This window comes from Acidithiobacillus albertensis (assembly GCF_001931655.1).
GTDB classification, from domain to species: Bacteria; Pseudomonadota; Gammaproteobacteria; order Acidithiobacillales; family Acidithiobacillaceae; genus Acidithiobacillus; species Acidithiobacillus thiooxidans.
In genome coordinates this window covers 1-12,371 of record NZ_MOAD01000045.1, presented here as the reverse complement: position 1 = coordinate 12,371, position 12,371 = coordinate 1, and the positions used below count along the sequence as shown (strand labels likewise).

Genomic DNA, 12,371 nt, shown 5'->3' with positions numbered 1-12,371 from the left:
CATGCCGCCAGTCGCACCCAATGCGCTCTGCCCACCAAATTCCAGAACCTGGTCGTGCGCCGAGGTCATAAACGATCCATTATCGCCTTGGCCCACAAAATGCTGCGCATCATCTACTTCATGCTCTCTCGCGGCACATATTACCGGGACACCGCCACCGATTATGAAGCCTTGAGCGTACAACGTAATGCCGCACGCTGGATTAAAAAGCTGATCAAGTTCGGATTCCTGCCCGATCCGGCATAACCGCTTTCAGATCCCGTCAAATGGTCCTCACAGGCCAGGGACTTCTGTGCCCGTAATCCCATCTCTTTCACAGTAAGGGCCTCCAGTGTTTTTGCTGCAACTGAAACACTGCGGGACCTATGTGTAGCGGCTTGCAATCGAAAGAGCCGTGCTCACATTAACTGCAACTGATTGTCTTTTTTACATAATTTATCAGGCAACCTCTCATAAGATTTGGTCTTTATTTTATGCCATCGTGAATTTGTGTCCAGATATACTCTGGAGATATATTCTTTTCTTTCCACCATGATTCAAACATGCATTTTTTTATTTCAACAGGTTGAGATAGATTTCCCCATCCGGTTATTTCTGGGGATAAAATAGGTATTTGAAAAGCCTTGTTTTGAGGTCTACATAAAATAACTAACGTAACATCTCCTACTTTCGAGTGATAAACACACCCAATAGTGATTGTGTCTGCCAGTATTGGGGTTATTATTATTTTCTTTAGAAGGTCTTTGTTTATAACTACTGGAGCAAGTTCGCTCAAATCTTCTATGTTTGTGTTCCAAAAATGTACAATGCCAGGCTTTATATGTGTATATTCCAGCCCTAAATAATTTGAAAGGATCTCTTTTTTTTCTAAAGACAGCCTGTTTGGAGTGCCTCCCAACCATCCTGAGAGTCCGCCGGGATCAAGTTGCAGAGCTTTCGCTATGCTGGACAGCTTTTCGCTACGTAGGACAATAATAGCCTTTGCAGCCAATCGAAACTGCTCATCTTCGTTTGCGCTTTGTTTTTTGTATGGCATGCCGATCAATTAAAACGGGCCGCTGTCATTGCGGCGGCGACCCATTTTTTGCTGATTAACTAATCAGAATCCAGCCTGGAACTGCAACATCAGTGTATTGTAGGCCATGCCGTTGATAGGAGCATCATTGGCGCCGAATACACCTCCCATTGTTCCTGTTCCGAACTTACCTTGACGTGCAGTTGGGATGATGTAATTCAACTGTATTTCTGCAGCGTGTTGGTTGTTTGGGTTGACGAAATAGTTCAATCCAACCGTCGTGTTGTCGATCTTCGCATCGTATCCAGTGTGGTTATTGATACTGAAGGAATCGAAGCGTACCGCAGGTTCAATATCTAACCATGATGGCGTTAGCGTCATCTGATGCAGGTTTACACCTAAACCTACGTTCCAGTCAGTAGCCAGCATACCGTTGTTATTGTAACCGTTCACACCAAAACTACGCCCGGAGGTCATGTTGGTATAAGAAGCCACATAGTGAATACCCATCAAGCCGCCATGCACGCCGACGTTCCAAGTGTAAATGGCTGTGCGCGACAAACCGTCGGGTGGGATAGGGCTTCCGTTGGGTGTAGAGCCAAGACTCATGCGCGATCCGCTCAACTCAGCCTTCAGCAACGGCCCCATGAAGTCATAACCCAAACGGGCAAAGGCGATGTAATTACCGCTGCCATTCAAGTAACCGCCCTGGCCGCTTCCGAACGGCATGGAGCCGTTTGCAGTCCAATTATAAGCGTTATAAGCATCTAGGGATGTGTCATCAGCCAAACCTGCTGCGTAGCTTACACCTGTTCCCATCACGTCATTGGCATGGATCATAGCGCCGGCAGACCGACCCGGGAGTAAGGACTGAGCCATGCTACGGAATACGAAAGGCAACTCATTACCTGCCCTACTCACATATTCATTACCCACAGGCAGTTTGAACTTACCAACTTCCAGTTGAGCAAAAGGTACAGGAGCATAATTCAACCAAGCGTTGATGATTGAGGCATTGCCGCTATTACCGAGGCCGTCATTCAACATATTGCCGCCAGGATAATAAGTGTTGCCAGTGATCGCAGCATTATCCCAGCCCGCTTCAATGTTGTACGTCACACCAGGAACTGCTTCACCCTTGACGCCCAAGCGAATTCGATTGGCGCCGAAAACCAAACCATTCGATCCTGAGGCGGATCCGTTCGTTGATGTTCCCCACTGCTGGGCACCAGTGATCTGAGCGTAACCATACAGAATGGGGCCAGTATCATCATTGTTATTTGCGGGCGCGAACACGCCGTTCGTAGACGCAAAAGCCATACCGGGGACTACAAAAGCCGCTGCTACTGCCAAAGCAATTAAATTCTTTTTCATTTGATACTCCTCCTGAAACAAGTTAGAGGCTTGGCACCGCCCCAAAAATGCGGGCGTGTGTATTTTTTGCCTACCTCATGTGGAAAGCATACAACAATATCAGGAAATCGCAAGGCATAATAACGGAATGCCTAGCGAAACTAGAAAAAGCACGGGCCAGACAACAGTGCCTAGCCCGTGAGGAGGAGTCTGACCATGAAAAATCAGATTCGCCGATAATCCTAGGTCGCTTCGGTACCGGATGCAAGCAAGAGGAGATTGAGTTTTGACCGCTAGCCGCTTTTAAATGCGGACGACGGGCGGTCATTGCTATGCTCTGCTTGGGCCTGTAGCCAGACATGAGAACTTGCCATGACTAAAAACGACAAGAATTATATCTGAAAGATCAATATGCTTATGAAAAAAGTGCCGGGTTAAGCCCCGGCAGAATAAATCGCAAAACAACCTGTCGCATTGCGCAGCAGATCAGTGAATAATTCTAGCACAAATCTACAAAAAGAAGGTGGAACAGTTTCATCCAGTGTCAAGGATCGCTGGTGATCAGCCAGCTTTCAGCAGAAATCAGGGTTTGGATGGTTCGCCATTGAGGGCCTCAGCATTTAGCTAATACACTTAATATTTCAACAAACTAATGATTCATACTCCACGATATGAGATGGTAACTACCTGATGCTAACAGATGGCAAACAAATGACGCTAATTAGCAGCGTTAGCTCGTAGTGCCGTGTGCCGTGTGCCGTGTGCCGTGTGCCGTGTGCCGCTTACAGTTTATCCCTCTCTCTGTAGCCTGTTTTCACCCAAACGATCCCGCTGTGTCTTTTGCGTTACTGATGCCGGTATTATTGACGTTGATCGATGCGCACGCAAAATCGCGATAAAGCATTATTCTTGATAGGAATAACAGGATTCGATCTTATCATTGGCCTGTTGCGCTGACAGGGCTTATAAACGTACGGAGTAAAGGGAGATGTGAGGAAACGCAATGTGTGCCGGACAAAAACCACATGAAACCTTTCAGGGCGTGCGGAAGGAATCCGAACCGATATCGGCGCAGCGCGATATGTCTCGTGCCGGATGGCGTGGGTTTTTATGTTGGTGTGTCTGGTATCATGTTCTTTTCATCTTATTGATTCTGGGCATATTGGGTGCATTGGCTTTGCGGTATGCCCATTCCTGGGTCTGGATCGGTCTACATTTCTACGCGGCGCCCATTACCGGCGCCGGCATCGTTCTCATAGGCCTGTTTGTTGTTGCGGTTATTGGCGTGTTAACCCACGCTCTGACGCAGAGTATTTAGTTTGTAAATGGTTGTATAAGCGTCTGTTGGACGTGGAAGTCAGATGTGCGGCGCTTGTTATGTCGACGATGAGGGAGTTGATCATGAAAAAAAGTTCGGTAGCGTTAGCTGTTATTACTATTCTTTTTGGTAATTTCTCGTACGCAGATATTATTACCCATACGGGTGTTCCTTTTCCGACTGCTTATCAAAAGCAGAATGACTGCGGGCATTGTCAGCCGGCTCAGCCATACAAAAAGGGCAGATCGATTGAAAAGAAATCGGTGACTCCGAAAGATGCGGGCTCAAAAGCATCGGGATCTTCAAAAGAGAGCACTACAACAACAAAACCGCACCACAAAGCGTCTTGACATTTTCCTGGGCGCGATCATTCCGGGGCGGGCTGCGAAGCGCTTTGAAATGTCTGGAAGCCGTTATGTGAGATACCTATCGCGAGATGGCCAAAGAATAGAACGTCTTTGTGATATTCCATATGCGAATAATGACATCTAAAATCTGCATGGGTAAAGGCTGATGGGTTTTTCTACAATGAGTTATTGGTATTCCGACGTTTCCAATGGGCAGTAAAATTGTCCGGTCAGGTGGGAATAAATGCTCCAACGCTTAAAATCGACTGGAAACTTTGACAGTCCTGATTGGGCGGGTTTAGATGGCTTGTGCATGATTGTGGATGTTCTTTCGGCAAAAGGAGATGCGTTGTTACCTTATGAGAAATTTTTATCGCGGGATTTCATTCTACGGGACTGGCTTGCCGTGGATCGGACGATTCTGGCGAACGAACGGACACTTTTGTCCTACACCCGCACGGCGTTGACGCTGATTCTGGCGGGCCTGACCTTTATCCGCTTTTTTGGACCGCAACTGTGGGCGGCACTGGGATACGTCAGCCTGGCCACCGGTTTGGTAATTTGGGGAATCGGATTGCAACGCTATCTGGGCAAGCTTCAGCATTATCAGGCCTATGTGCAGGAAGAACGCGGCGAGCGCTCGGAACAGAAGGTGCAAACGCACTGATATTCTCTGCATGAATATCAACATCCAAAACCTGCATTGGTAAAGGCGGCAGGACTCTATTATGGTGAACTTCAATGATGGCGAGAGGTAAAGGATGATGACAGATCAAGTGACGGTCTTTGAAGACCATAAAAATCAGCGGATCGAGTATTCCACCTGTTATATGTGTGCCTGTCGTTGTGGCATTAAAGTGACGATCGAAAATGACAACGTCCGCTTCATCCAGGGGAATCGTAATCATCCCACCAATCAGGGAGTGCTCTGTGCCAAGGGCTCCGCCGGCATCATGAAGCAGAATTCCCCGGGGAAACTTCGCCAGCCGTTGCTGCGCAAGCCGGGAACGGCCCGGGGTGCAGGGGAGTTCGTCCCCATCTCCTGGGAAAAGGCCTTGGATATGTTGACGGCGCGTCTTCAGAATATCCGTTCCACCAATCCGGACAAGCTGGCTTTTTTTACCGGTCGCGATCAAATGCAGGCACTAACAGGCTTGTGGGCGCAGCAGTTTGGCACGCTGAACTGGGCTGCGCATGGGGGATTTTGTTCGGTCAATATGGCCGCCGGCGGGCTCTACATGATGCCCTTCGCCTTCTGGGAATTTGGCGATCCCGACTGGGATCGTACCAAGTATTTCATGCTCTGGGGTGTCGCCGAAGATCATGCCTCCAATCCCATTAAAATTGCCTTGGAGAAGCTCAAGCGCAGAGGCGCCAAATTTGTGGCCATCAACCCCGCACGCACAGGCTATCAGGCGATCGCCGACGAGTGGGTGGCCATCAAACCGGGAACCGATGGGCTATTGGCCTTATCCATGGTCCATGTCCTGCTGGAAAGAGAACTCTTCGACTGGGATTTTCTGATCCGCTACACCAATGCGCCTTTTCTGATTATTGATGCACCGGGAAGCAGTGATCATGGCCTGTTTTGGCGCAATGCTGCCGGTCATCCACAAGTGTGGGATATGTGTACCCAGAATTTCGCCGATGGCATGGAAGCGGGCTCCAATCCCTCCCTGTCGTTGCTGGATAAGCATATTACCCCGGCCGGACGCACCGTGCGTACCGTGATGTCCCTGATGATCGAAAAGTATCTGGATGCATCCTATGCCCCGGAACAGGTAAGTAAAATCACCGGCGTGCCGGCGGAAACCATTGAACGTCTCGCCCTGGAGATGGCCCAGGTGGCTTTTGAAGAAACCATTGAAATAGCCTGTGAATGGACGGATTGGACGGGGCGGAAACACGACAAGTTCATCGGCCGTCCGGTCTCCATGTATGCCATGCGCGGGGTTTCTGCGCATTCCAACGGGTTTCAGTCGGCCCGTGCCATTCATCTGCTGCAAATTCTGCTCGGCACCATTGATTGTCCCGGCGGTTTTTGCGCGAAGCCGCCCTATCCGAAGCCGGTGCCACCGCCCGTCAAGCCGGCGCAACACAGCGCGCCCAACCAGCCGCTTTCCTCATCTCCCCTGGGCTACCCGACCGGACCTGAAGATCTGGTGATTGATGAGCAAGGGAATCCCAAACGGATTGACAAGGCATTCTCCTGGGAAACGCCCCTTTCCATTCAGGGCTTGCTGCATATGGTGATTACCAATGCCCACAACTATGATCCTTACCGTATTGATACGCTGATTTTGTTTATGGCCAATATGGCCTGGAACAGCAGCATGAACACTGCAGAAATCCAGAAGATGTTAGTGGCAAAGGATTCAGAGGATGGCGAGTATCGCATCCCGTTTATCGTGGTGTCGGACGCCTATCATTCGGAAATGGTCAATTTTGCCGATCTGATTTTGCCCGATACCACCTATCTGGAACGTTACGATACCTTGTCCATGCTGGATCGTCCGATTTCTGAGACCGATGCCGTATGCGATTCGATTCGCCACCCCATCCTCAAAACGAATCGTGATGTGCGCGCCTGGCAGGAAGTGCTGGTGGATCTTGCGGGAAGACTCCAGTTTCCCGCCTTTGTGCACGAAAACGGCGAAAAGCGCTACCAGGATTACAAGGATTTCATTGTCAATTACCAGAAAGAGCCCGGCATAGGCTTTCTTTCCGGCTGGCGGGGCAAAAATGGGGATCAGCATCTGCGCGGGGAACCCAACCCGCGTCAGTGGGAAGCTTACATCGATCACCAAAGCTTTTTTCAACACCATCTGCCCCTGAATATCCGGTATTTCCGGTTCGTCAATCAGGCCTACCTGGATTTTGCGGTGGAAGCAGCCTACATTCCGAAGGCCGAGCCGATGTTTATCGAGATTTATTCGGAACCCTTGCAACGTTTCCGCCTGGCCGGAGAAGGGGTTTATGACGGACCTCGGCCCACACAGCCCGCAGACCGGGAGCGGCTGGCCAAATATTTTGATCCGCTGCCTTTCTGGTACGAACCCCTGGAACAACAACGGGTCAGTGCGGAAGAATATCCCTTCTTCGCGGTCAATCAACGGCCCATGATGATGTACCATTCCTGGGATAGCCAGAATGCCTGGTTGCGGCAAATCATTGCGCAGAATTTTCTGTATATGAATCGCCAGCGTGGCGAGCATCTCGGCATTGCGGATAAAAGTTGGGTATGGGTGGAGAGCCATAATGGTAAAATTCGGGTTCAGGTCAAACTGATCGAAGGCTGTCAGGAAGACACGGTATGGACCTGGAATGCCATTGGCAAACAGTCCGGGGCCTGGGCACTCTCGCCCGATGCCCCGGAAGCCACGCGCGGATTCTTGATGAACCATCTGATCTCAGAGCTCTTGCCGGAGAAGACGGGGGAAAGGCGTTTGACCAACTCGGATCCGATCACCGGTCAGGCGGCCTGGTATGATTTACGGGTGCGCATTTATCCGGCCGCCCCTGGCGAAGAAGGCACCTGGCCGACCTTCCCCACCATCAAGCCATTACCGGATGAGCCGCGACCAGTGGACCGCTTGCGGTACCACACGCACCCGCCCGTCAACCTGAAATCTTAAGGAGGCATCGGATGAGACTTGGATTGGTTATCGATTTGGACACATGCGTAGGTTGCCATGCCTGCGCGGTTGCCTGTAAAGAATGGAACACCAGTGGGACCACGGGCGCTTTGACCGACTATCATCCCTATGGCGCGGAACCTTCCGGGGTGTGGTTCAACCGCATACGGCATTTTGAGCTGGGGGATTATCCGCACAACAAAACCATCAATTTTCCCATGTCCTGCATGCATTGTGAAAATGCGGAGTGTGTGACGGTTTGTCCGACCGGCGCCTCCTATAAAAGAGCGGAAGACGGGATTGTCCTGGTGGATCAAAATAAATGCATGGGCTGCAATTACTGCTCCTGGGCCTGTCCTTACGGAGCCCGGGAACTGGATAGGGCCTCCGGAACCATGAAGAAATGCACGCTTTGCGTGGATCGCATCTATGACATGGAAATTCCGGAAGAAGAGCGACAACCGGCCTGTGTTTTGACCTGTCCGGCCCACGCACGCATGTTTGGTGATTTTGATGATCCGGAGAGTCCAGTCAGTCGCGCTGTCCGGGAAAGAGGTGGGTATGAGCTGATGCCGGAGCTGAATTATCAGCCGAGTAACAAGTATCTGCCGCCCCGTCCAACCCGGCCCATTCCCACAGAGAATCTCAAAAAACGGGGAATCCGTCAGGTCAAAGACTGGATTCATCAGGCCGTTACCCGGTAAAGGAGAAGCCGTATGCATCCCGCATTAGCAGTAATCTTTCTGACCCTTTTTTCAGGGGGTGGTTTTGGCCTCATGGCCCTGACGGCGCTGGTCAATGATTTCCAGATTGACGGTGGACTCAATCCACTGCAGACCATGATAGCACTGATTATTTCCATGGCTTTTGTTTCCATCGGGCTGCTGTCATCCACTGCGCATCTGGCGAATCCGAAAAATGCCTGGAGAGCGTTTACTCGATGGAGAACCTCGTGGCTGGCGCGCGAGGGCGTTTTCGCGGTGATGTACTATCCCTTTGCTTTTTTATACCTGGTCTGGGTCTTTTTCACGGGCGGCACCCACGACGCTATCGGATTGATTCTCGCGAATCTGGCGGCGATTATCGGTCTGATCACGATTTTCTGTCAGGGCATGATTTATGCGGTGCTCCGGACGATGCGGCAATGGAATACACCACTGGTTCCCGCCAACTTTTACGCGATGGGACTGGCCATAGGGGCCACCTGGTTAGCGGCGATTCAGCAGCTCACGACGGGCCAGCCGGACCCCGCACTGATCGGCATTGCAGCGGCCCTGCTCGTGGCTACGGGCGTGCTCAAGGGGATTTATTACTTCTGGATCAGTCGCCCTGGCGGACCGACCATTCGCACGGCCACCGGTTTCAATCGTTTTTCCGTGCGGATTCTGGATCAGGGACACACTTTTGGTACCTTCCTGACGGAAGAATTTGGACATCAGCTTCCGCCTGCCAAAGCCAAAAGCATCAAGATACTGATGTATCTCATTGCCATCATCCTGCCGCTGGCTTTGCTGGCCATCGCGCTCTGGGGGCAGGTGGCTGCCCTCGCGGTCCTGGCGGCTTTATTGGTGTTGACCGGATTTGGTGTCGAGCGCTGGCTGTTCTTTATTGAGGCGCAGCATGTCGTGAACCTCTATCACGGTCGGCAGCAATGTTGAAGGAGCTTACGCAGATGACACAGGAAGTGAGACCCTATGATGTGCTGGTCATGGGCGGGAGCGGTTTTCTCGGGCAGAAGCTGGTCCAGCAGCTGGCACAAAAAGAACGTCGGGTACTGGTGAGCACGCGGAAAGCCGGGGCACTGAAACCCGCATTCGCGGCCCTCAACAACGTCCATGTCCATCAGATCAGGGAATATGATACCAGTACGCTGGACACCCTGCTGTCGCAGGCGGATGCGGTCATCAATCTGGTGAGTATTCATCGTGAGGAGCGACGTAGCCGCATCGATCTGCCGCCCGCCAGGCGGGGGGACTTTGAGGAAGTGCATATCGAAATTCCCCGGCGCATGATCCACAGTGCGGTGAAAATCGGCGGGTGCCGGATCGTTCACGTCAGTTGTTATGGAGCCAGTCCCTTGTCCTCCAATGCGCGTCTGCGCAGCAAAGGCCTGGGGGAAATCATTGTCCGCGAAGCGAGCGAGGACAGTGCCGCCCAGGGCCACTTCACCTATCTCAATGGCCCCAAGTTTGGATGGGGTTCCAGGCTCGCATCGACCGTTCTTCGGCTGCCCAAGCTGCGCAGTGCCGATCTGGATCACTGGGCACGAATTATCATCGAAACGCTGGACGATCCCGAGAGTATCGGCAAGATTCAGGAGGCCTGGACGGACAAGGCGCGGGTCACCATCTATCCCGGCAAGATCTACGCGTAAGGGGGCATTTTGCGGCGACTCCCCTATGATGATTATTCCCGAAAAGAAATGATTCTTCGGGACTGGTTAGCGATGGATCGAACGCTTTTTGCCGGGACACGCACCTTCATGGACTACATAAAGACTTTCACGACGCTGGTGATTGCGACGATTGTCTTTCTGGCGGTTTTCAGAGGGCACGTTTGGGACACGCTGCTTTATTTGGGGTTTATGGTGGCGTTTATTCTGTTGGTGACGGGGGTGCTGCAGTTCATGCGCATCCGCCAGCATCGTCGGGATTTGGATCGCATAGAGCGCTGTGCCAAATGGGATGCGCATGATTAAAGGGCCGCTCCGTGCTGCCTCTGCAAAGCGCTGGCATTTCCGGTTTCTGGATGCGCATCGTCATCATTTTCATCGCTATCCGAAAAGTAAGCTGGTGTTAAGGGATTGGCTCGCGTTGGACCGGACAGCGGCGGCGAATCGCCGGACTTTCTATTCCTTTTTACGGACGACGCTGGATTTTAATATCTCGGGACTGGTGTTGATTCGGTTCTTTGGATATTCATGGGTCATCGCCATTGGTGCCCTGTTTATCCTGATTTCCGGGTTCACCGGTGGCTATGCGCTGTATCGGTTCATGTCGGTCCGACAACATTACCGGCAGTTTCTGCTGGCCTCGGAAAATTTCAAACCTTCGGCGCTGACGCGGGTCGAGAGATAGTCTGAATGAGATACATCTTGAACAGGAGAAGACAATGAAGAAAATTGATCCTCAGCAAGCCATACAACGGGCCTTGGCGTTGCGTTTACACAGTGCCTTGGATGCGGCTTTCCTGGCCGTGTCAGAGCAGCTGTGCGGATGCGATTCCGTCACCCTGGATGCGGCGGTAAAAGTTATCGATAACGATCAGGTGCTGGATTATGCGACCTTTTTATATCAAAGCCAGACCCCACAAAGTTTATCAGGCTCCTGCGCAGAGCACCCTGTGTCTGTGGAGAGTGAACGCGAGTGGGAATTGACGGAATCCGAAGCGTGCCTGGCCCGGAGCATTGCCCAGGTGGCGGCGGAAGTCGATGCGCAAATGCATCCACGTGCGTAAAACGACGGTAGAAGGCACATAGTGAAAGGATTAAAAGAACCTGCCAGTTATCTGTGCACAGGAGCGTGGATCACGACAAGACCGGCTGCTGGTATGAACATCCAGGTGCAGTCCATTCCTGAAAAAGTGTCTGCAGATGCGGGATATCGGGAGGGGCTGACCCATGCAGGATAAGCCCCAGACACTGGAGGATTCCTGGCAACGAAGCATTCGCTATGTGCGTATTTCGGTGACCGACCACTGTAATTTCCGATGCCAGTATTGTACGCCGGAAAGCGGGGCACCCTGGTTTCCGAAACCGGAACAGCTGACGGCAAACGAATATAAACGGCTCATCCGTATTTTTGCCGGGCTGGGTGTTTCCCATATCCGATTTACCGGGGGAGAACCCTTGTTGTTTCCGGCGTTGCCGGAGCTCATTGCCGAAGCCAAAGCGGCGGGTGTGGCGAAAAGAAGCGTCAGCACCAATGGTGTTCTCTTTGCCCGGAAGGGTGCCACCTTGCTGCGTGCAGGACTCAGTAAAGTGAATATCAGCCTGGACTCCCTCAACAAGGAACGCTTCTCGGCCATTACCCGGGGGGGAGATTTGGATGCCGTGTTGGAAGGGATCGAGGTGGCCAGGCAAATAGGCGTGCCGCAAATTGCGCTCAATGTCGTCCTGCATCAGTCCAGCACCCGCGAAGATTTGCTGCGTCTTGCAGAGTTTGCCCTGGTCGGGGACCTGGACATCCGTTTCATTGAGTTGATGCCCCTGGGTTCTGCTGGCAGCACGCTTTATCAGCGTGATTTTTATTCCGCCCAAAAGGCGAAGGCGCTGATAGAAACCGTATTTGGTCCGCTACAGCCCGAGCAGGATTCCCCCACGGACGGTCCGGCGAGCCTCTATCGCGTACCGGGCTTTGCATCGCGGGTCGGATTCATTACGCCCTGGAGTCACAATTTTTGCGCGGCCTGTAATCGGGTGCGTGTGAATGCTGCGGGACGATTACTCTATTGTCTTGGGCAGGAAGCCGGGCTCGAACTGCGTGAGGTATTACGGGAAGGCCTTGCGGACCGTTACATTGCGCAGAAGATTCAGCAGGGTGTCTGGCATGACAAGCCGCAACGCCATTATTTTGAGGACGTACCCGACCGCTCCGCACCGGTTTTTATGATGCGGGTGGGGGGATAACGTCTCAGTGCGTGGTTATACCGTTTTATGCAAAAAATAGAGCCCTCGTTATTGCTGGTTTGGGCACGTGTAGCGC

Annotated in this window: 13 protein-coding genes and 1 pseudogene; 12 read left to right on the top strand and 2 right to left on the bottom strand. The window is 52.0% G+C overall.

Annotated features, from left to right (window positions below; translation table 11 throughout):
* A pseudogene (locus BLW97_RS17670) lies at positions 1-246 on the top strand (IS110 family transposase); the annotation flags it as partial.
* Between the two features lie 220 nt (positions 247-466).
* Here the strand turns inward: BLW97_RS17670 and BLW97_RS17665 are convergent.
* Positions 467-1,036, bottom strand: coding sequence for a hypothetical protein (locus BLW97_RS17665; protein WP_075324121.1), 570 nt, complete (start codon positions 1,034-1,036; stop codon positions 467-469).
* A gap of 63 nt (positions 1,037-1,099) precedes the next feature.
* The gene (locus tag BLW97_RS17660; protein ID WP_075324120.1) at positions 1,100-2,389 is read right to left on the bottom strand and encodes a porin family protein; all 1,290 of its coding nucleotides are present in this window, start codon (positions 2,387-2,389) and stop codon (positions 1,100-1,102) included.
* Between the two features lie 982 nt (positions 2,390-3,371).
* On the opposite strand from BLW97_RS17660, the gene BLW97_RS17650 reads away from it, so the two are divergent.
* The 11 genes from BLW97_RS17650 (at position 3,372) to moaA (ending at position 12,295) form a co-directional block, all read left to right on the top strand.
* Entirely contained in the window at positions 3,372-3,686 is a 315-nt protein-coding gene (locus BLW97_RS17650) for a hypothetical protein (RefSeq protein WP_075324118.1), read from the top strand.
* Positions 3,687-3,769: 83 nt separating this feature from the next.
* A complete protein-coding gene (locus BLW97_RS19270) occupies positions 3,770-4,036 on the top strand; it encodes a hypothetical protein (RefSeq protein ID WP_143214979.1) in 267 nt (88 codons plus the stop codon).
* A gap of 241 nt (positions 4,037-4,277) precedes the next feature.
* Complete coding sequence (locus BLW97_RS17645) at positions 4,278-4,700, top strand: DUF202 domain-containing protein (RefSeq protein WP_227485345.1); 423 nt, start codon at positions 4,278-4,280, stop codon at positions 4,698-4,700.
* Between the two features lie 94 nt (positions 4,701-4,794).
* Positions 4,795-7,668 carry a molybdopterin oxidoreductase family protein gene (locus BLW97_RS17640; RefSeq protein WP_075324117.1) on the top strand — a complete coding sequence of 958 codons (2,874 nt, stop codon included), beginning with the start codon at positions 4,795-4,797 and terminating at the stop codon, positions 7,666-7,668.
* Positions 7,669-7,679: 11 nt separating this feature from the next.
* Entirely contained in the window at positions 7,680-8,372 is a 693-nt protein-coding gene (locus BLW97_RS17635) for a 4Fe-4S dicluster domain-containing protein (RefSeq protein ID WP_065957758.1), read from the top strand.
* Between the two features lie 12 nt (positions 8,373-8,384).
* The gene (locus BLW97_RS17630) at positions 8,385-9,326 is read left to right on the top strand and encodes a dimethyl sulfoxide reductase anchor subunit family protein (RefSeq protein ID WP_075324116.1); all 942 of its coding nucleotides are present in this window, start codon (positions 8,385-8,387) and stop codon (positions 9,324-9,326) included.
* 14 nt (positions 9,327-9,340) lie between these two features.
* Complete coding sequence (locus BLW97_RS17625) at positions 9,341-10,042, top strand: NAD-dependent epimerase/dehydratase family protein (RefSeq protein WP_075324115.1); 702 nt, start codon at positions 9,341-9,343, stop codon at positions 10,040-10,042.
* Between the two features lie 9 nt (positions 10,043-10,051).
* Positions 10,052-10,366 (top strand): DUF202 domain-containing protein, encoded by a 315-nt coding sequence (locus BLW97_RS17620; protein WP_227485344.1) that lies wholly within the window; start codon positions 10,052-10,054, stop codon positions 10,364-10,366.
* The gene (locus BLW97_RS17615; RefSeq protein ID WP_077218535.1) at positions 10,359-10,745 is read left to right on the top strand and encodes a DUF202 domain-containing protein; all 387 of its coding nucleotides are present in this window, start codon (positions 10,359-10,361) and stop codon (positions 10,743-10,745) included. Before BLW97_RS17620 ends, BLW97_RS17615 begins: the two co-directional genes overlap by 8 nt.
* Positions 10,746-10,779: 34 nt before the next feature.
* Complete coding sequence (locus tag BLW97_RS17610) at positions 10,780-11,124, top strand: hypothetical protein (RefSeq protein WP_075324114.1); 345 nt, start codon at positions 10,780-10,782, stop codon at positions 11,122-11,124.
* Positions 11,125-11,287: 163 nt separating this feature from the next.
* Positions 11,288-12,295 (top strand): GTP 3',8-cyclase MoaA, encoded by a 1,008-nt coding sequence (gene moaA, locus BLW97_RS17605; RefSeq protein ID WP_065973772.1) that lies wholly within the window; start codon positions 11,288-11,290, stop codon positions 12,293-12,295.
* Positions 12,296-12,371 lie beyond the last annotated feature (76 nt).

What these genes read in the sequence shown, in the direction of transcription:
- BLW97_RS17665 (WP_075324121.1), bottom strand. Translation starts at nt 1,036, where the DNA reads ATGCCATACAAAAAACAAAGCGCAAACGAAGATGAGCAGTTTCGATTG.
- BLW97_RS17660 (WP_075324120.1), bottom strand. Translation starts at nt 2,389, where the DNA reads ATGAAAAAGAATTTAATTGCTTTGGCAGTAGCAGCGGCTTTTGTAGTC.
- BLW97_RS17650 (WP_075324118.1), top strand. Translation starts at nt 3,372, where the DNA reads ATGTGTGCCGGACAAAAACCACATGAAACCTTTCAGGGCGTGCGGAAG.
- BLW97_RS19270 (WP_143214979.1), top strand. Translation starts at nt 3,770, where the DNA reads ATGAAAAAAAGTTCGGTAGCGTTAGCTGTTATTACTATTCTTTTTGGT.
- BLW97_RS17645 (WP_227485345.1), top strand. Translation starts at nt 4,278, where the DNA reads ATGCTCCAACGCTTAAAATCGACTGGAAACTTTGACAGTCCTGATTGG.
- BLW97_RS17640 (WP_075324117.1), top strand. Translation starts at nt 4,795, where the DNA reads ATGATGACAGATCAAGTGACGGTCTTTGAAGACCATAAAAATCAGCGG.
- BLW97_RS17635 (WP_065957758.1), top strand. Translation starts at nt 7,680, where the DNA reads ATGAGACTTGGATTGGTTATCGATTTGGACACATGCGTAGGTTGCCAT.
- BLW97_RS17630 (WP_075324116.1), top strand. Translation starts at nt 8,385, where the DNA reads ATGCATCCCGCATTAGCAGTAATCTTTCTGACCCTTTTTTCAGGGGGT.
- BLW97_RS17625 (WP_075324115.1), top strand. Translation starts at nt 9,341, where the DNA reads ATGACACAGGAAGTGAGACCCTATGATGTGCTGGTCATGGGCGGGAGC.
- BLW97_RS17615 (WP_077218535.1), top strand. Translation starts at nt 10,359, where the DNA reads ATGATTAAAGGGCCGCTCCGTGCTGCCTCTGCAAAGCGCTGGCATTTC.
- BLW97_RS17610 (WP_075324114.1), top strand. Translation starts at nt 10,780, where the DNA reads ATGAAGAAAATTGATCCTCAGCAAGCCATACAACGGGCCTTGGCGTTG.
- moaA (WP_065973772.1), top strand. Translation starts at nt 11,288, where the DNA reads ATGCAGGATAAGCCCCAGACACTGGAGGATTCCTGGCAACGAAGCATT.